This window comes from Kocuria sp. (assembly GCF_030538595.1).
Taxonomy (GTDB): Bacteria; Actinomycetota; Actinomycetes; order Actinomycetales; family Micrococcaceae; genus Kocuria.
This window is the reverse complement of sequence record NZ_JAUNTS010000006.1, coordinates 60,503-78,629: the sequence shown is the minus strand read 5'-3', so window position 1 is coordinate 78,629 and position 18,127 is coordinate 60,503. Positions and strand designations below refer to the sequence as shown.

Sequence of the window (18,127 nt, the reverse complement as noted above, 5' to 3'; positions counted from 1 at the left end):
ATTGCATGCAACGGCGCGTGCCCCCCTGAATCATTGAAGGCCGTCAGATGGTGGCCATGAGTATCACCCATGACCCTGCCACCGGTCATGACCCACATGAGGAGTCACCATGTCGGATGCACCGCGCCCCACGTCGCAGCGGCATGTCCCCGTACTCCTGGAGCAGTGCCTGGACCTCTTGGCTCCGGGGTTGGAGCGCTCCGCACCCGTTGCGGTGGATGCCACCTTGGGTATGGGGGGACATTCTGAAGCGTTGCTCAGCCGGTTCCCCACGCTTCACCTGGTGGGCGTGGACCGAGACCCCACCGCGCTGGAACTTGCCTCAGCCCGGTTGGAACAGTTCGGTGATCGTTTCCACCCCGTGCACACCACCTACGATCAGATCCCCGAAGCCTTGGAGCAAGCGGGCTTTGATCAAGCTGATGGCATCCTCTTTGACCTGGGCGTGTCCTCCATGCAGCTGGATGAGCGCGAACGTGGCTTTGCCTACTCCTATGACGCCCCGCTGGACATGCGGATGGATTCCACCGCCCAGCTCACGGCGCAGGAAGTGGTCAACACCTACCCGGAGGCTGACCTGCGCCGTATCCTGCGCGACTGGGGGGAGGAGCGCTTTGCCTCCAGAATCGCCCAAGCCATTGTGACCACCCGGGCCAACAGTCCCTTGACGACGACGGGCGAGCTGGTTGAGATCGTGCGCTCAGCCGTTCCCGTGGCAGTTCAGCGCAAGAAGGGCCATCCCGCCAAGCAGACCTTCCAAGCACTGCGGATTGAAGTTAATCAGGAGCTTGAGGTTCTTCGCAGAGCTGTGCCACGTGCCCTGGATGTTCTCAGCCAGGATGGGCGAGTCGTTGCCATGAGCTACCACTCGCTGGAAGACAGAATCGTCAAGCAAGAGTTTGCCGCCCGTTCGGTGTCCACCGCGCCCAAGGGCTTGCCCGTGGAGTTGGAAGAGCACAAGCCAACGTTCAAGATCCTGACTCGCGGCACCCACACACCTACAGCGCAGGAGATCGAGGACAACCCGCGGGCAGCTTCGGCCCGGCTGCGGGCCGCCCAACGGATCAGAAGTGGACATGTTGTATGACCGGTTCAGACGAATCGCCCCGGGGTCTGCGGGGTCGTTTGAGAGCGGGCGCCAGATTGCCGTGGCGCAGGCGCCCAACCAGCTCGGTTGACGGTGCCGACCCATCACCTGACCGGGCATCTGGGCAGGCAGGCACCACCAACCGGAAGTGGCGCCGTTGGTCCCGACTACTGCCACTGGTCATTGCGGTGGTGGCTGTGGTCAGCACGCTGGCTGGAATCTTGTACTTGAACATCAAGATCAGCGATGGCCAGTACCGGCTCGTCGAACTGCGTGCCCAGGAGCGGTCTCTGGCGCAGGAGTCCGAGGCTTTGACCCAAGATCTGGAGTTCTACCAGGCGCCCCAAAATCTGGCGATTGCAGCCACCAATGACGGCATGGTTCCAACCACCTCCGAGGGCTTGGTGGACCTGCAATCGCAAGAAGTCACCGGCGACCCGCAGCCTGCTGCGCAGTCCGAGGACGGAGAAGTGTTGGTGGCGCAACCGGTCCAGCGCGGATCAGCGGCAGCCGACCGAGCGGCGTCGTTGGCACGGGAACGCCGCGACGCTTTACCGGACACCGATACCGAGGTCAACGACCAGTTGCGTGCAGCCAATCAGGCTGAATCAGATGTGAATTTGCACGGGGGATCACTGCCGGCGCCGCAGCAGCGCCAGCCCGCGGACGCAACGGCGTCGCCGTCGCCCACCGCTGTGCCCACGGGTGCCCCTGCTTCAGCGGGAACTGAAAGTCAGGCCAACCCCGATCAATCCCAGCCGACGCCAGACCAGAATGCCGGGGGTGGCCAATGAGTGATCGGCCATTCGACCCCACGGAGCCCACCGATGCACCGGGTCCAGATCAGGAGCCGGCGCAGCCGCAGCGCCCGGCCACTCGGCGTGAATTCGTGGGCTTGGCGCTCGGACTGATTGCGCTGACCTTGCTGGCGCTGCGGTTGGTCTGGGTCCAAGGACTGGATTTGAGTGGGCGTGCCGCCAGCGCTGAAAATGATCGGCTGCGGCAGGAGTCTCTACCGGCACTGCGTGGCGAGATTCTGGACCGCAACGGGGCAATTCTGGCTCGCAGCATCCAGCGCTACGACATTGCGGTGGATCAGACTCTGGTGCGTGACCTGACGGTGCGAAATCCTGACGGCAGCACCGAAACCCGCACGGTCTTGAACATCATCCGAGACCTGGCGGACATCCTGCACATCTCAGATGAGGAGGTGAAGGATGCGCTGGACGGGGAGGCCAATTTCCAGTACTTGTACCGTTCGGCCACACCGGAGCAGTGGAACGCCGTCCGTGACCTGCAACTGGGCTTTGTCACGGCAGAGCCGGTCTCCCAGCGCAGTTACCCCAATGGGCAATTGGGCGGGTCCGTCGTGGGTTTCATGGGCGGTGACGGCGATGCCCTGGCGGGCGTGGAACTGTCCCAGGACGAGATCCTGAGCGGTCAGGACGGGATACGTACCTTTGAAATCAGTGCCGATGGCGTGCGCATCCCGGTGGCCCCGCACGATGAGACCTCCCCGGTCAATGGTGGTCAGGTGACCCTGACACTGGACCGTGACGTCCAGTACTACGCGCAGGAGGCGGTTGCCGCACGGGTCAAGGAACTCGACGCCGAATGGGGGACCGCTGTGGTCCTGCGCGTCTCCGACGGCCAGGTGTTGGCGCTGGCAGATTCCACCATGGTGGACCCCAACGATCCCGGGCGTACGGAAAATGAAGGTGACTATTCCCCGCGGTCCGTGGCCGCAGCTGTGGAGCCTGGTTCCACGGAAAAGACGCTGACAGCGGCAGCCGCCATTGAAGAGGGAAAGATTCAACCTCTCAGTGAGGTTTCAGTTCCTCCAGAGCTGACCATTGACGGTCAGACCTTCACGGACTCCTTCACCCATGGGGCGGAGGACCGGACGTTCGCGGGGATCATTGCGGACTCCATGAACACCGGAACGGTGGAGGTGGGCAAGGAGCTGACCCCGGAGCAACGCCACACCTGGTTGAAGAACTTTGGGATCGGGGAACTCACGGGCATCGAGATTCCTGGTGAAACCATGGGTCTGTTGGCTGACTGGACTGCATGGGACACCCGCCAGCAGTACACCGTGCTCTTTGGCCAGGGGCTCTCCCAATCACCGTTACGCACCGCCACCATTTACCAGGCCGTGGCCAACGACGGCGTGTTGGTTGAACCCCGCGTGGTGCTTTCCACCACGGACGCCGATGGCACCACCACCATCCCGGAACCACCTGAACCGCGCCGTGTTGTGAGCAGTGAAACGGCCGCGCAGGTCTTGGAGATCATGGAGACCGTGATCACCGTAGGCGGTGCTCCGGATGCCGCAGTGCCCGGGTACCGCGCCGGCGGCAAGTCAGGCACGGCCGAGGCCCCGGGGGACCAGGGCGGCTATGACGGTTACACCACATCCTTTGTGGGCATGGCACCGATGGAGGACCCGCAGTACGTGGTGGCTGTCACACTGCAACGGCCGCAGGGTGAGGTGCGAACCATTGGGGCATCGGGAGTTTTCAGCCAGATCATGGGCGATGTCCTCAAACACTACGGGGTGAGCCCATCCACCACGGAGCCAGTGGCCCTGGACAAGTTCTTCGGCAAGGATGCCGACCGCAATGAACACAGCAACCGCTAGACTCGGGACGAATCCGGAACGGTTCTTCCCCGCCGTTCAGACCGTAGCGGTTCTCTGCTGGTCGCTCTGGGGAACTCCACCGGTTCGCAACCGTGCCCCTGGCCGTGGTGGCACGGGGTGGTGGGCAAGTGTCCGCCAGGCACAGGAAGGATGACGTGGAGAACATGGATAACGCACCGGAGATCACCACGGATGCAGCGTTGCTGCGTCCCGGTGGGGTTTCCCCCATCAGCCTGGGGTCCATGGCCGCAGCGCTGGATGGGCAACTGCTCCAGGTGCCGGAAACCACGGATCTCCAGCAGGTTGAAGTGTCCGGCATCAGCATTGACTCCCGGGCCGTTCAACCCGGTGATCTCTACGCGGCTTTGCCGGGTGCCCGATTCCACGGGGCGAGCTTTGCTGCGGCGGCGGTGAACAACGGTGCGGCCGCGATTCTCACCGATGCCGCTGGGGGGCAACTCGTAGCGGATGCGCAACCACCGGTCACGGTGCCCATCGTGCTCAGCCAAGATCCCCGTGCCGCCGTGGGGGACCTGGCCGCTCACATCTATGCTTCTCAGCCCGTTGACGGTTCCGGGCTGTCCCTGTTCGCGGTGACCGGCACCAACGGCAAAACCACCACCACGTATTTTGTGAATTCCATTCTGCGCGCGCTGGGCGAAACCACGGGGCTGATTGGAACCATTGAGATTTTGGCGGGAGACCAGCAGATCCCCTCCACCCTGACCACACCCGAAGCCCCCACGGTGCACGCGCTGCTCTCCGTCATGCGCGAGTCCGGCATGACGGCGGCCTCCATGGAGGTGTCCTCCCATGCCATCGAATTCCACCGCGTGGACGGTGTGCGTTACGGCGTCTGCGGGTTCACCAACCTGACTCAGGATCACCTGGACCTCCACGGGACCATGCAGGCTTATTTTGAGGTGAAGGCTGAACTGTTCACACCCGCGCGCACCGAACGTGCCGTGGTGGTGGTGGCTGACGACGCCGACACCTGGGGCATCAACATGGCTCGCCATGCCCGTGCTCAGCTTGGCGCCGAAAACGTTGACGTTTTTGCCATGCGGGGCGGAGTGGTGGCAGACCGGGAATCCGGTCCGCAACGCCGTGGCGCGGACTGGACTCTGCACTCGATGACGCGCCGCGGCATTGGACATGCTTTCCGTCTGGTGCACCGGGACGGACGTACGTTGCGGGTCAGCACCGGTTTGCCCGGTGAGTTCAACGTGGCCAACGCCGCTCTGGCCACGTTGATGGTGTTGTCCTCCGGGGTGGAACTGGAACGGCTGCAGAGAGTTCTGGATGAATACGATCCTCTGACCACGGATGTCCCCGGGCGTATGCAGCTGATCGGTACGCAACCCACCGCCGTCGTCGATTTTGCGCATAATCCAGACGCCCTGGCCCGGGCACTGAACGCCGTGGACCCGCCAGAAGGTGAGGGACGAGTCATCTTGGTGTTCGGCGCCACCGGGGACCGAGACAAAACCAAGCGACCGCTCATGGGTGAAATTGCGGTACGTGAGGCGGATGTGGTCATCATCAGTGATGACGATCCCCACGGTGAGGACCCGGCGGCCATCCGCGGTGAGGTTCTTGCCGGTGCTCACGCGCTGATGGAGTCCGGCAAGGCGCGTGCCACGGAGATTCACGAAATCGCACCGCGATCGGTGGCCATTCGTTCCGCAGTGCGGATGGCCGGACGTAATGATTCGGTGATCGTGGCCGGCCGCGGACATGAGACAGTGCAGGACATTGCGGGTGTGGACCACCCGCTGGATGACCGTGCGGAACTACGCGCGGCTTTGGACGAGATGGGCAGCAGCTCGCAGGAAGGCTGGGGTGAAGCCAAGTGATCGCACTGGACGCGCACCAGATTGCCCAGATCACGGGCGGTACCGTGCTGGGATTGGACACCGCAGCAGCGGGTCAAGACGCCGTGAGCGCGGGTCAGGTTCCCGTGGTGGAGCACGTGACCACTGACTCGCGGGAAGTTGGCCCGGGAACGCTGTTCGTGGCCAAACCCGGCGAAGTCACCGACGGTCACAACTTTGTCCCCGCGGCATTCGAGGCCGGGGCAACCCTGGCCCTGGTGGAGCGGCCGGTGCCCCTGGCGGAAGCACCTGCAACTCTGACGGAGGCACCTGCAACACTGGAGACCACCTCCGTCTATCCATCCGTTCAGGTCAACGACGTGGTGGAAGCCATGGGAGCGCTGGCCGCCTGGGTGGTGGCTCATCTGCGGGAATCCCACGGCACGGCCGATGGCGGCGTCAAAGTTGTGGGCATCACCGGCTCCGTGGGCAAGACCACCACCAAGGACCTACTGCGCGCTGTTTTCGAGTCCGTGGGTCCCACAGTGGCTCCCCAGGGCTCCTACAACGGGGAGGTGGGCGTCCCGCTGACGGTGTTCACCGCAACGGAACAAACCCGGTACCTGGTGGTGGAGATGGGTGCCACCCACATCGGCAACATCGAATACCTGTGCAACATGGTCCACCCGGATGTGGGTGTGGTGCTGTGTGTGGGAACCGCCCACGCCGGTGAGTTCGGCGGCGTGGACAACATTGCCGTGGCCAAGGGCGAACTGGTGGAGGCGCTGGGCACGGATGGGGTGGCCGTTCTCAACGAGGACGATCCCCGCGTACGTACCATGCACACCCGCACCCAGGCACCGGTGGTGTTTTTCACCGCGGGGGATGCTTGCACGGCTCATCCGATCACCGGCCAACGAGTGTGGGCCAGTGACGTCACCACGGACGACGACGGCCACCCCACCCTGACTTTGCACTTCCCGGATGGTTCCGAGCACCGTGTGGTCTCCGGACTGATCGGTGCCCATCACGTGAGCAACATCCTGGCCGCTGCCACCGCAGCTTTTGTGGCCGGTGTCCCGGCTGAGCAGATTGCCACTGTGCTACAGCACCGCGGTGCGGGCAGCCGGTGGCGGATGGAACGTACGGAACGTGGCGACGGCGTCACCGTGATCAACGATGCCTACAACGCCAACCCCCAGTCCATGCGCGCCGCGCTGCAAACGCTGGCCGAACTGGGGCGGGGTTCTGGTGATCGTCCGGCGCGGCGCACCTGGGCGGTGCTGGGCGGCATGTTGGAACTCGGTGACCTCTCCGTGGAGGAACACGATGCCATCGGCCGGCAAGTGGTCCGCATGAACATTTCAAAATTGGTGGCTGTGGGGGAGACCGCACGCCCCATCTACAACGCCGCGCATCTGGAAGGCTCGTGGGGCAATGAGGCCACCTGGGTCCCGGATGCCGATGCCGCCGAAGAGCTTTTGGCCCAGGAATTGGCTCCCGGAGACATGGTGTTGTTCAAGTCCTCCAATGCCGCAGGAATGAAGATTCTGGGGGACAAAGTGGCAGCCGCCCCCGTCACGGACTCACGTGCGCCGGCCGCAGCCAATGATGCCCCCGCGGAGGCAGATCACTGGCTCTCCGCAGGTGACTTTGTCAACACGGACCGCGATCAGCCAGGAGGAGCGCACGCATGATTCAGATTGTGGTAGCGGGCTTCCTGGGCCTGGCACTCTCGATTTTCGGTACCCCCGCGTTCATCAAATTCTTGGCCAGACAGGGCTACGGCCAGTTCATTCGTGAAGACGGGCCGTCCAGCCATCAAACCAAACGTGGCACGCCCACCATGGGTGGCGTGGCCATCCTGGGGGCCGCCACGGTGGCCTACCTGATCTCCCACCTGGGTGTGGGGATCACCACGGGCAACTGGACGGGCCCCACGGTGTCCGGTGTCCTGGCGCTGTTCCTGATGCTCGGCATGGGATTTGTGGGTGGCATTGACGACTTCACCAAGATCACCAAGAAGCAGAACCTGGGGCTGACTCCCAAGGGCAAAATCCTGTTGCAGGGCCTCATCGGGTCCGCTTTTGGTGTTTTGGCCTTGCTGTTCCCTGATCCTCGGGGGGAGACTCCCGGCTCCACGGCGGTGTCCATCACCCGTGATCTTCCCGCCCTGGACATGGGCTTTGGGCAGTTCCAGGGGGGCTTGATCGAAGCTCTCACCAGCGAACGCAATGTGCTCCTGGTGATCGCGGGACTGATTCTCTTTGTGGTGTGGGTCAACTTGATTGCCACGGCCACCACCAATGCGGTCAACCTGACCGATGGTTTGGACGGTCTGGCCACGGGAGCCGCCATTCTGGTGTTCTCCGGCTACCTGTTGATCAGCATGTGGCAGACGGATCATCTCTGCGGTGATCCCGCCACCACCTCCGCCTCCGGACTGTGCTACACCGTGCGCGATCCATCTGATCTTGCTGTGTTGGCAGCTGCGCTGATCGGCGCCTTGATCGGTTTCCTCTGGTGGAACACCTCCCCGGCCAAGATTTTCATGGGTGACACCGGGTCATTGGGCCTGGGCGGTGCCTTGGCGGCCTTTGCCGTCCTGAGCCGTACGGAACTGCTTTTGGTTCTGATTGCCGGACTGTTCGTGCTGATCACGGTGTCCGTGATCCTCCAGGTGGGGTGGTTCAAACTCTCCGGTGGAAAGCGCATCTTCAAGATGGCACCGCTGCAACATCACTTTGAACTCAAGGGCTGGCAGGAAGTGACCGTTGTGGTCCGCTTTTGGATCATCGCCGGACTGTTCGTGGCCGTTGCCCTGGCCATTTTCTACGGAGAGTGGCTGATCTCCAATGGAGGAACTTTCCGGTGATCGCATCCACCAACGCCAACCCCGTCTTGGGTTCGCCCCGCCTTGAAGAACTCACCAGCTGGGATGCGGACTGGTCCGGTCTGCCCGTGGTGGTTGTGGGAATCGGGGTGGCTGGATTCGCCGCAGCAGACACGTTGATTGAGCTGGGCGCCAACGTCGTCGTCGTGGATGGCAAAGTGTCTGAGGAAACCCGCAACAAGGCGGAAACGCTGAAAATTGTGGGTGCCAAAGAGGTCCTGCTGGGGCAAGAGTTCATGTCCTCCGTACCGCTGGTGGAGGGCCAGCAGGCTGAACTGGTGGTCACCTCACCGGGTTTGCGCCCGGATCAGCCGCTGCTGGCGCAGGCACGGGAATTGGGCATCCAAATCTGGGGGGATGTGGAGCTGGCCTGGCGCATCCGTGAGCGTGCCGGCCGAAAAACCGCGGAATGGGTTTGCATCACGGGTACCAACGGCAAGACCACCACGGTCCAGATGACGGAAGCCATGCTCCAAGCCGGGGGATTGAAAGCCATTGCCGTGGGCAATGTGGGCACCCCTGTTCTGGACGCGCTGCGTGACCCCGTGGAGTACGACGTTCTGGCCGTGGAACTCTCCAGCTTCCAGCTGCACTGGCAGTACTCAGTCTCCCCGCTGGCTGCGGTGTGTCTCAACATTGCAGAAGATCACGTGGACTGGCACGGGAGCTTCCAGAACTACCTTGCGGACAAGTCGCGCGTGTATGAAAACTGCCGGGTGGCGGCGGTCTACAACGTGGCCGATCAGAGCACGCTTCACATGGTGGAGGAGGCCGACGTGGTGGAGGGGTGCCGCGCCATCGGTTTCACCGCCGGTCATCCGCAACCCTCCATGCTGGGCGTGGTGGAAGATCTGCTGGTGGATCGCGCCTTCCTGGACGATCGCCGCCATCAGGCCTTGGAGCTGGCTTCCGTGACGGAGTTGAAGCCGGTCCCCACCGTGCATGGAGTGGCCAATGCCCTGGCTGCTGCCGCCTTGGCGCGAGCTGCCGGTGTTGACGCACCGGAGGTGGGGGAAGGGCTGCGCCGCTTTGAGCCAGGCGCCCACCGCATCCAGCCCGTGGCCAAGACCAACGGTGTGGTGTGGATCAACGATTCCAAGGCCACCAACCCGCACGCCGCCAACGCCTCCCTGTCCGCTTTTGATCCGGTGGTCTGGATTGCCGGTGGCCTGGCCAAGGGCACGGACAGCCACGATTTGGTGGCCCAGCACGCCCACCGCTTGCGGGCGGTGGTGCTCATTGGCACAGACAACGCCAATCTCACGGCGGCACTGGCCCAGCACGCCCCGGATGTCCCGGTGATTCCAGCAGTCCAGGACGCTGGACAGGCACCGGTTGATGCAGCAGACGGTGACGCCGTGATGCGCCTTGCCGTTGCAGCGGCCCACCGGGTGGCAGTGGAAGGTGACACGGTTCTGTTGGCGCCGGCTGCGGCCTCCATGGATCAGTTCAAGGACTATGCCCACCGCGGCCAGGCGTTCACGGTGTCCGTTGCCGATTTGGTGGAGCGTTTGTCATGAGTCCGCGCGGACGCACCCGCAACAGCACGGTCAGCGCCATGCGCCGTGCTGAATCCGGTGCCTCCCGTCCCGACTTGGTTGCAGCGCAGTCCGCGGGGACCGGGCTGTTGCGGCGGGTCTGGACCTGGGTCCATGACGGTCCGCTGCTGCATTCCTATTACGCCTTGGCGGCAAGTGCGGTTCTGCTCTCCGCCGTAGGCGTCATGATGGTGTTGTCCTCCTCCTCCGTGGAGTCCATCTCCTCCGATCAGTCGGCGTACCAGTATTTTTGGCGCCAGCTGGTGTTTGGTGGCGGCGGCATCTTTGCCATGGTGGTCCTGTCACTGCTGCCGCCCAAACTGTTTGAACGATGTGCCGTGATGGCCTTTGCGGTCACCAGCTTGGGTCTGGCCACCGTGTTGCTGTGGGGCACTGAGATCAACGGCAACCGCAACTGGATTCAAATCGGGCAATTCACCGCCCAGCCTTCGGAGGCGGCAAAGCTCGGGGTGGCCTTGATGCTGGGCTGGTACTTTGCCAAGTACTCCCGGCAATTGCACGGATGGGGCTATTTGTGGCCTTCCGGGCTGATCCTGTTGGTCCCGCTGATCGGGGTGGGCGCAGGCGGGGACGCCGGAACGGCGATCATCTTTGTGCTGATCTACGCTGCGGCGCTGTTCCTGGCCGGAGCACCACTGAAACTTTTTGCCGTGGGTGGCTTGGGAGCCTTGGTGATCAGCGCGTTCACCGTGGTCATGGCTCCCCACCGCATGGATCGTGTGACCGGTTGGATCACCGGCAACTGCGACGCCGCAGGCTCCTGCTGGCAGGCGCAGCAAGGCTTGGGTGCCTTGGCCACCGGAGGATGGTGGGGAGTTGGGCTGGGGCAGTCCCGGTCCAAGTACAGCTATGTGCCGGAAGCACACAATGACTACATTTTTGCGATCATCGGTGAAGAGCTGGGGCTCATTGGCACGGTCTTCATCTTGGCTTTGTTCGCTGTGATGGCGGTGGCCATGGCTCGTGTGTTGTTGCGCAGCAACTCAACCTTTGAACGGATCACCACGGGTGGGATCTTGGCCTGGTTGATCGGTCAGGCTTTTGTGAACATCGGAATGGTCACGGGTGCTCTGCCCGTGATTGGGGTTCCCCTACCATTCATCAGTTACGGTGGGTCCTCCTTGTTCATGTGTTTGGCGGCAGTGGGGGTGGTCATGTCCTTCACCAGACTGGCCGGACCCACTTGGTTGGACCGGCTGATCAACCGATTCCGCGGGCCGTCTGCACGAACAACACCGAGCCCCGCTCCCGAGGCGGCATGGGACGGGGAGACGGAGCTTCCCCACAATGTGCACCGCATTGGGACCCGTCCGGAGAGGACATCATGAATCACCAGGTACCCGGGGCAGGGCAGCAGGAACCCACCCCCTCCTCGGCAGCGCAGTCCACAGCGGGTGTGGTGTCCGTGGTGATCGCCGGCGGTGGTACGGCCGGCCACGTGTCCCCTCTGCTTGCCATTGCGCGGGCTTTGCAGGACGCCGACCCCTCCGCGGACATTACAGCGGTGGGTACGACGACGGGGATGGAAACCCGTCTGGTTCCGGCAGCCGGATTGCCGCTGGAAACCATTGATCGCGTGCCACTGCCGCGCAAACCATCCATGGACCTGCTCAAATTGCCGCTTCGGCTGCGGGGCGCCGTCAAACAAGCCGGTCAGATCATTGACCGTCATGCGGCTGACGTGGTGGTGGGCGTGGGTGGCTATGTGAGCACCCCCATGTATCTGGCTGCCAAGCGGCGCGGAATCCCCGTGGTGATTCACGAGGCCAATGCGCGCCCCGGGCTGGCCAACCGGGTGGGTGCCCGGTTTGCCGCTGTGGTTGCCACTGCATTTCCGGACACCCCGATTGCGGGGGCGCGCACGGTGGGTATGCCCATGCGCCCGGAGATCGCTGGTCTGGACCGAGCTGCACGGCAGGCCGAGGCCCGGCAGGCATTGGGCCTGGACCCGGCGCTGCCCACGGTGATTCTCACCGGTGGATCATCCGGTGCACAAAGCATGAACCAGACCATGAGCCAAGTGGTGCAGGAGATCGGCCCAGCAGGCATCCAGGTGTTGCACGTCACCGGGCACGGCAAACAACTGATGGATGCTCGTGGCGAACTGGTCACAGCCCAGGGCTACCACCAGGTGGAATACGTGGATGGTATGGAGCAGGTCTATGCAGCGGCAGATCTTCTGGTGGCGCGCTCCGGGGCGGCCACGGTCTCGGAAGTGGCCGCAGTGGGTTTGCCTGCCATTTTTGTGCCCTTGCCCATCGGCAACGGAGAGCAGGCGCTCAACGCACGGTCACTGGTGAATGCCGGGGCAGCACACGTGGTCAAGGACGCCGAATTCACCCCGGAGTACGTCCGGGACACCGTATTTCCCCTGGCCACCGACACTCAGGCGCTGGCGCAGATGGCCCAAGCAGCCCGGGGGGCCGGCGTGCGTGATGCCGCAGCCACCATGGCCCAGTTGATTTTGCAGGAGGCGCGAGCGTGAACCATTACACACAGGATGCCAGTGGAGATGCCCACAACGGTGCTGCACAGGTGGGAGTCCACACCCCTCCGCAGGAGTTGGGACGGACGCACCTGATCGGAATAGGCGGGGCGGGCATGTCCGCCGTCGCCCGGTTGCTGCTGGCCCACGGCGTCCCGGTGCACGGCTCCGACGCCCAGGAATCCACCGCCTTGCTGCAGCTGCGTGAGCAAGGTGCCACCGTGACCGTGGGGCAACGTGCTGAGAACGTGCATGACGTGGACACCGTGGTGATCTCCACCGCCATTCGGGAGACCAACCCGGAGTTGGCGGCTGCTCGGAAGCTGGGGCTTGCTGTTCTGCACCGGTCGGATGCCCTGGCGGTGACCATGCACGGTTCACATGTGGTGGCGGTTGCCGGAACCCACGGGAAGACCACCACCAGTTCCATGATCGCCGTGATGCTGGAAGCAGCGGGGCGCCGCCCGTCCTGGGCCATCGGTGCCCACGTGGCAGATTTGGGCTCCAACGCCGCATTGGGTCACGGCGATTGGTTTGTGGCCGAAGCCGATGAGTCAGACGGTTCTTTCCTGAAATACGCCCCCACCGTGGCCGTGGTGACCAACATTGAACCGGACCATCTGGATCATTACCCCTCCACGGAGGCTTTCTTCCAGGCTTTTGACGACTTTGCCGCCACCATTCGTGACGGCGGCACACTGGTGGCCTGCCAGGATGATGCGGGCTCACGCGCGCTGGCCCAGAGTTTCCGGGACAGCGGGGGCAAGGTGCTCACTTACGGCACGGACCCCACGGCGGACATTGAGATTCACCAGATCGAAAGCCACGGTCTTGGCTCCACCGCCACGCTGGTGGTCGGTGACGGTGCGGATGCCCACCGGTACCGGTTGAGTCTTTCCGTCCCCGGAGCACACAACGTGCAAAATGCCACGGCGGCTTTCGCCGTCGCCTGGGCAACCGGAGTTCCAGCGGAAGATGCACTGCGTGGATTGACCGGCTTCCACGGATCAGCGCGGCGCTTTGACCTCAAAGGCGAAGGTAACGGCATTCGAGTTTTTGACGACTATGCCCACCACCCCACGGAGGTGGCGGCTGCCCTGACAGCGGCGCGCAATGTGGCCAACGGGCATCAGGTTCACGCCCTGTTTCAACCACATCTGTTCTCCCGAACCCAGGCTTTTGCCGGGGAGTTTGCCGCTGCCTTGGAGCTGGCAGATCATGCGTGGGTGCTGCCGATCTTTGCAGCGCGTGAAGACCCCGTTCCCGGAGTCACCGCGCAGCTGATCACGGAGGCCGGCAATGAGCGGGTGCGTGCGGTGGCGGATGCCCAGGAAGCCATCACCGCTGTGCTCTCCCAGGCAGAACCGGGGGATTTGGTCATGACCATCGGCGCGGGGGACGTGACGGTTTACGGTCCGCAGCTGGTGGCTGCACTGGCCGGGGAAGTCGCCGTCTGATGGCTCCCGGGCAACGCCCTCATCAGCCACGGCTCAACCGCAAACATTCCTCGTCCGCGGGCCAATCGCAGGCTCCCTCTGAGCACGGCGCAGAGAACGGCACGCCGCCGGAATCTGGGCAGGAACCGGGCAGCGTTCTGGTCAATGACGACTCCAAAGTCTCGGACCTGGACACCTCTCGCTATGAAGAAGTCCCTTCGGGTGGTGGACAGTTCAGTGCTTGGCGCCGTCGCATACAGGGTGAGGGACCGGACGGGCCGCACAGATCGGGCCACCGGAGCTCGCACCAACTCACAGCAGCGCAGCGCCGGACACGGCGACGTCGTCGCGCCCTCTGGGGGAGTGCCGGAGCCTTGGTAGGGGCCCTGGTATTGGCCTGGGTGATCTTCTTTTCGCCGCTCCTGGCAGTACGTTCCATCGAGGTCCAAGGAGCCCAGCTGACGGATTCCCAGGAAGTTTCCCAACACCTGGAGCAGTTTCAAGGTGTCCCCATGACCCGCATTTCAGAACGGGATGTGATGGACAGCCTGGGGGATCTACCCCAGGTGCGTTCCGTGCATGTGATGACCATGCCCAACAACACGTTGGTGGTGGAACTGACGGAACGTGTGCCGGTGGCCGCTGTGCAAGACGGCGCCAGCTGGGCCCTGGTGGATCATGAGGGCACCGTGCTGCGCACCGTGGAAGATCCCGCTGATCTCAACGTTCCCGTGATTGAAGGTGGCACGGAGATTTTGGGATCGGAGGACTTCACGTTTGTGGCGGATGTACTTTCCACCTTGCCTTCAGCCTTGCTGGAACAAGTCAGCTCTGCGCAAGCGGAGTCCAACTCCACGGTGGTTCTTGAACTGGACGGTGGGATCACGGTGCGGTGGGGGGACTCTTCCCGGGGCGCCCTCAAAGCTGAGGTGCTGGCACAGCTGGTGGAGGCCGGCGCAGCCACGGGTGCCGTGAGCGTTTATGACGTTTCTTCTCCTGAGCATCCTGTCCTGGAGTGATAACCCCGGTGACATTGAGTGACGCCACAGCGCTGCATTGTTCAAGTTTTGCCTGAACGTTGAAGGCTTGTCCGTAAATTTTCCCGGATGCGCTGCTCAACACACCATGTTGCGTACAGATCGCCTCACGGCCGTTGCTAGTCTTTGCGTGGAAGAAATAGCTGAGCCGTATCCGCAGGTCACTCATTCTTGAACCGCAGCTTGAAGGTTAAGGAATCGGAGTCCCGGTTGTGCGGCTGGCGCAACAGCAGCCCGTTCGTCCCCCAGGCGGGCGGACCCCCGAAGTGAAACAGGTGATCATGGACACCACGACTCCCCAGAACTACCTGGCCGTCATCAAGGTCGTCGGCATCGGCGGCGGCGGCGTCAATGCCGTCAACCGCATGATTGAAGAAGGTCTGCGCGGCGTAGAGTTCATCGCCATCAACACGGACGCCCAGGCGCTGTTGATGTCTGATGCTGACGTCAAACTTGATGTTGGCCGTGAATTGACCCGCGGGCTCGGTGCGGGCGCCAACCCTGATGTTGGTCGTCAGGCGGCTGAGGACCACCAGGAAGAGATTGAGGAAGTCCTCAAGGGCGCAGACATGGTGTTTGTGACCGCCGGTGAAGGCGGTGGCACCGGTACCGGTGGCGCTCCGGTGATCGCTCGGATCGCTCGCTCCCTGGGTGCCCTGACCATTGGTGTGGTCACCCGCCCCTTCACCTTTGAGGGGCGTCGCCGCTCCAACCAGGCCGAGAACGGGATCGAAACCCTGCGCGATGAAGTCGACACCCTCATTGTGATCCCCAATGACCGTTTGCTCTCCATCTCTGATCGCAACGTGTCCATGCTGGATGCCTTCAAGTCCGCCGACCAGGTGCTGCTCTCCGGTGTGCAGGGCATCACGGATCTGATCACCACGCCGGGTCTGATCAACCTGGACTTTGCAGACGTCAAGTCCGTGATGCAGGGGGCCGGTTCCGCACTGATGGGCATTGGCTCCGCTCAGGGCGAGGACCGTGCCGTCAAGGCTGCCGAGCTGGCCATTGCCTCCCCGCTGCTGGAGGCTTCCATCGACGGCGCCCACGGTGTGCTGCTCTCCATCCAGGGTGGCTCGGACCTGGGCCTGTTCGAGATCAATGAGGCCGCCCGCCTGGTGCAGGAAGTTGCCCACCCGGAGGCCAACATCATCTTCGGTGCCGTGATTGACGACGCCCTGGGCGACCAGGCTCGCGTGACCGTGATCGCCGCTGGTTTCGACTCGGTCTCCCCGGAGACCAACGCGAACAACACCTCCGCCGCAGCCCAGCAGGCCGCCTCCACCCGCGCCGCTTTCGGCTCCGGAGCGGGCCAGCCGGCCAACATCGGCCGTGCCCCGCAGCGTGGCGGCCAGTCCGCACCGGCTCGTTCGGGTGCTGCTGCCGGTTGGTCGCAGCAGTCCAATGACGATGTCCCGGACGACGCCGGGTTCGATGTCGATTTGCCAGCCGAACAGGATTCGGTCAAGGGTTCCGCCAACCGCAAGGACTCCCTGGATTTCCCTGATTTCCTGAAGTGAGTCCCCGCGCGTGATCACAGCCGGGCGTCCCGCAAGGGATGCCCGGCTGCGGCATTTCCACCGACCGGATCGACCAGGAGGCGTCATGTACTGGTACCGCACCACCGTGGGTGCAGCCCAGATTGCTTTCACCAACCGCCAAGCAGGCAATCTTGCGCTGCACGTCAACGACGACGAACACGCGGTGCGTCGTCGTCGTACGGCATTGGAGGCCGATCTTGGGGTGGCTGCGGGCAGCATGCTGTTCCTGAACCAGGTGCACGGGGTGGCAGTTGCGGATGCGGATGCGCTGCAACCCGGTGAGGTGCCCGTGGCCGATGCCGCGGTGTCCGTGACCGGACGCGCCCTGGCGGTCATGGTGGCCGACTGCGTTCCGGTGGTCCTGGTGGGCACCACACCGGAGAATCCGGCTCTGTGCGTGACGGCCGTGGCACATGCCGGGCGCAACGGATTGCTCGACGGCGTCCTGGAAGCCACCGTGACAGCCATGCAGGACCGCGGTGCTGAAACCATCACCGCGGTGGTGGGCCCCAGTGTGTGCGGGCGATGCTACGAGGTTCCGCCCGAGATGGCGGAGGACTCCGAAGCCATACGACCGGGAATCAGGTCCACCACATCCTGGGGCACCACCTCCCTGGACCTGCCTTCTGCGGCCGTGCAGTGCCTGGAGACCTTGGGTGCCAGCGTGCAACGCCCACAGGTGGCGGATTCGCCGGCGTGCACCCTGGAGAATCCAGGGCTGTCGTCCCACCGCAGAGACCCGGGGAGCGGAAGAATCGTGGGTGTGGTCACCACTGCACCCACGGAGGATTCAGCCGCAGCGCCTGCGGGGGCAAAAACCGTGCCGGTAGGGGCACGAGCGACTGAGGGCAGCAAGAGTGAGGGGACGGGACAAGAGTGAGTGCTGATGCCAGGATGGCCGAACTCGATCAGCGGCTCAGCGAGCTGAGGCAACGCCTTGATGCAGCTGAGCTGGACCGTCAGGTGGGCCAAGGACCGGCCGAACTGATTGCCGTGACCAAGTTTTTCCCGGCTGACGATGTCCGGAGGCTGCTGGCTCTGGGGCAAACTCAGATGGGGGAGAACCGCGACCAGGAGGCATCTTCCAAAGCCGCGGAGGTCCCGGAAGCCACCTGGCATTTCATTGGTCAATTGCAGTCCAAGAAAACCAACTCGGTGGTTCGTTACGCCTCCTGCGTCCACTCGGTGGACCGACCATCCCTGGTGACCGCCCTGGGAAAATCCGTGCGGAATCACCGGAGCGCCGTGGCTGACGGGCTGGCTGATCCAGGTCCGTGTGTGCGGGGTGACTTGGATTGTTTCCTTCAGATCTCCCTGGACGGTACGGAGGGTCGCGGAGGTGTGCTTCCGGCTCATCTGGAGGCATTGGCCGCGGCTGTGGTGGAGGAAGAAGGGTTGGCATTGAAAGGGGTCATGGCCGTGGCTCCGCTGGGTGAAGCGGCAGACCCCGCGTTTGAGCGCCTGCATGAATATTCGCAGTTGGTGCGTACAGTGCAGGCGGACGCGGATCGAATCTCCGCGGGCATGAGCACCGATTTGGAGGCCGCCATCCGGTGGGGCTCCACCCACGTTAGAGTTGGTTCCGGTATTCTCGGTGCGCGTCCGGTGGGTCAAAACTGAGACCCCCCAAC

14 protein-coding genes are annotated in these 18,127 nt (G+C 63.5%); all 14 read left to right on the top strand.

The genetic code is table 11. The features are described from left to right. Window positions 1-109: 109 nt before the first annotated feature. Window positions 110-1,087, top strand: a complete 978-nt coding sequence (gene rsmH / locus Q4G32_RS06790) for a 16S rRNA (cytosine(1402)-N(4))-methyltransferase RsmH (RefSeq protein WP_303350219.1) — start codon at window positions 110-112, stop codon at window positions 1,085-1,087. Next, the gene (locus tag Q4G32_RS06785) at window positions 1,084-1,881 is read left to right on the top strand and encodes a hypothetical protein (RefSeq protein WP_303350217.1); all 798 of its coding nucleotides are present in this window, start codon (window positions 1,084-1,086) and stop codon (window positions 1,879-1,881) included. Before rsmH ends, Q4G32_RS06785 begins: the two co-directional genes overlap by 4 nt. Further along, window positions 1,878-3,728, top strand: a complete 1,851-nt coding sequence (locus Q4G32_RS06780; RefSeq protein ID WP_303350215.1) for a peptidoglycan D,D-transpeptidase FtsI family protein — start codon at window positions 1,878-1,880, stop codon at window positions 3,726-3,728. Before Q4G32_RS06785 ends, Q4G32_RS06780 begins: the two co-directional genes overlap by 4 nt. A 164-nt stretch (window positions 3,729-3,892) precedes the next feature. After that, window positions 3,893-5,584, top strand: coding sequence for a UDP-N-acetylmuramoyl-L-alanyl-D-glutamate--2,6-diaminopimelate ligase (locus Q4G32_RS06775; protein ID WP_303350350.1), 1,692 nt, complete (start codon window positions 3,893-3,895; stop codon window positions 5,582-5,584). Beyond that, window positions 5,581-7,239, top strand: coding sequence for a UDP-N-acetylmuramoyl-tripeptide--D-alanyl-D-alanine ligase (locus tag Q4G32_RS06770; protein WP_303350214.1), 1,659 nt, complete (start codon window positions 5,581-5,583; stop codon window positions 7,237-7,239). The genes Q4G32_RS06775 and Q4G32_RS06770 overlap by 4 nt, the downstream gene beginning before the upstream one ends. After that, window positions 7,236-8,417, top strand: coding sequence for a phospho-N-acetylmuramoyl-pentapeptide-transferase (gene mraY, locus Q4G32_RS06765; RefSeq protein WP_303350213.1), 1,182 nt, complete (start codon window positions 7,236-7,238; stop codon window positions 8,415-8,417). Before Q4G32_RS06770 ends, mraY begins: the two co-directional genes overlap by 4 nt. Next, window positions 8,414-9,955, top strand: a complete 1,542-nt coding sequence (gene murD, locus Q4G32_RS06760) for a UDP-N-acetylmuramoyl-L-alanine--D-glutamate ligase (protein WP_303350212.1) — start codon at window positions 8,414-8,416, stop codon at window positions 9,953-9,955. Before mraY ends, murD begins: the two co-directional genes overlap by 4 nt. Continuing rightward, on the top strand, window positions 9,952-11,322 hold the full coding sequence (gene ftsW / locus Q4G32_RS06755) for a putative lipid II flippase FtsW (RefSeq protein WP_303350211.1): 1,371 nt from the start codon (window positions 9,952-9,954) through the stop codon (window positions 11,320-11,322). Before murD ends, ftsW begins: the two co-directional genes overlap by 4 nt. After that, window positions 11,319-12,479 carry an undecaprenyldiphospho-muramoylpentapeptide beta-N-acetylglucosaminyltransferase gene (gene murG / locus Q4G32_RS06750; protein ID WP_303350209.1) on the top strand — a complete coding sequence of 387 codons (1,161 nt, stop codon included), beginning with the start codon at window positions 11,319-11,321 and terminating at the stop codon, window positions 12,477-12,479. Before ftsW ends, murG begins: the two co-directional genes overlap by 4 nt. A gap of 50 nt (window positions 12,480-12,529) precedes the next feature. Next, window positions 12,530-13,936 (top strand): UDP-N-acetylmuramate--L-alanine ligase, encoded by a 1,407-nt coding sequence (gene murC / locus Q4G32_RS06745; protein ID WP_303350348.1) that lies wholly within the window; start codon window positions 12,530-12,532, stop codon window positions 13,934-13,936. 353 nt (window positions 13,937-14,289) lie between these two features. Next, window positions 14,290-14,934, top strand: a complete 645-nt coding sequence (locus Q4G32_RS06740) for a cell division protein FtsQ/DivIB (protein ID WP_303350208.1) — start codon at window positions 14,290-14,292, stop codon at window positions 14,932-14,934. 299 nt (window positions 14,935-15,233) lie between these two features. Continuing rightward, window positions 15,234-16,475, top strand: a complete 1,242-nt coding sequence (gene ftsZ / locus Q4G32_RS06735) for a cell division protein FtsZ (RefSeq protein ID WP_303350207.1) — start codon at window positions 15,234-15,236, stop codon at window positions 16,473-16,475. 85 nt (window positions 16,476-16,560) lie between these two features. Continuing rightward, window positions 16,561-17,376: a polyphenol oxidase family protein gene (locus tag Q4G32_RS06730; RefSeq protein ID WP_303350206.1), complete on the top strand. Its 816-nt coding sequence runs from the start codon at window positions 16,561-16,563 to the stop codon at window positions 17,374-17,376. Beyond that, entirely contained in the window at window positions 17,373-18,116 is a 744-nt protein-coding gene (locus tag Q4G32_RS06725) for a YggS family pyridoxal phosphate-dependent enzyme (protein ID WP_303350205.1), read from the top strand. Before Q4G32_RS06730 ends, Q4G32_RS06725 begins: the two co-directional genes overlap by 4 nt. Window positions 18,117-18,127: the final 11 nt, after the last annotated feature.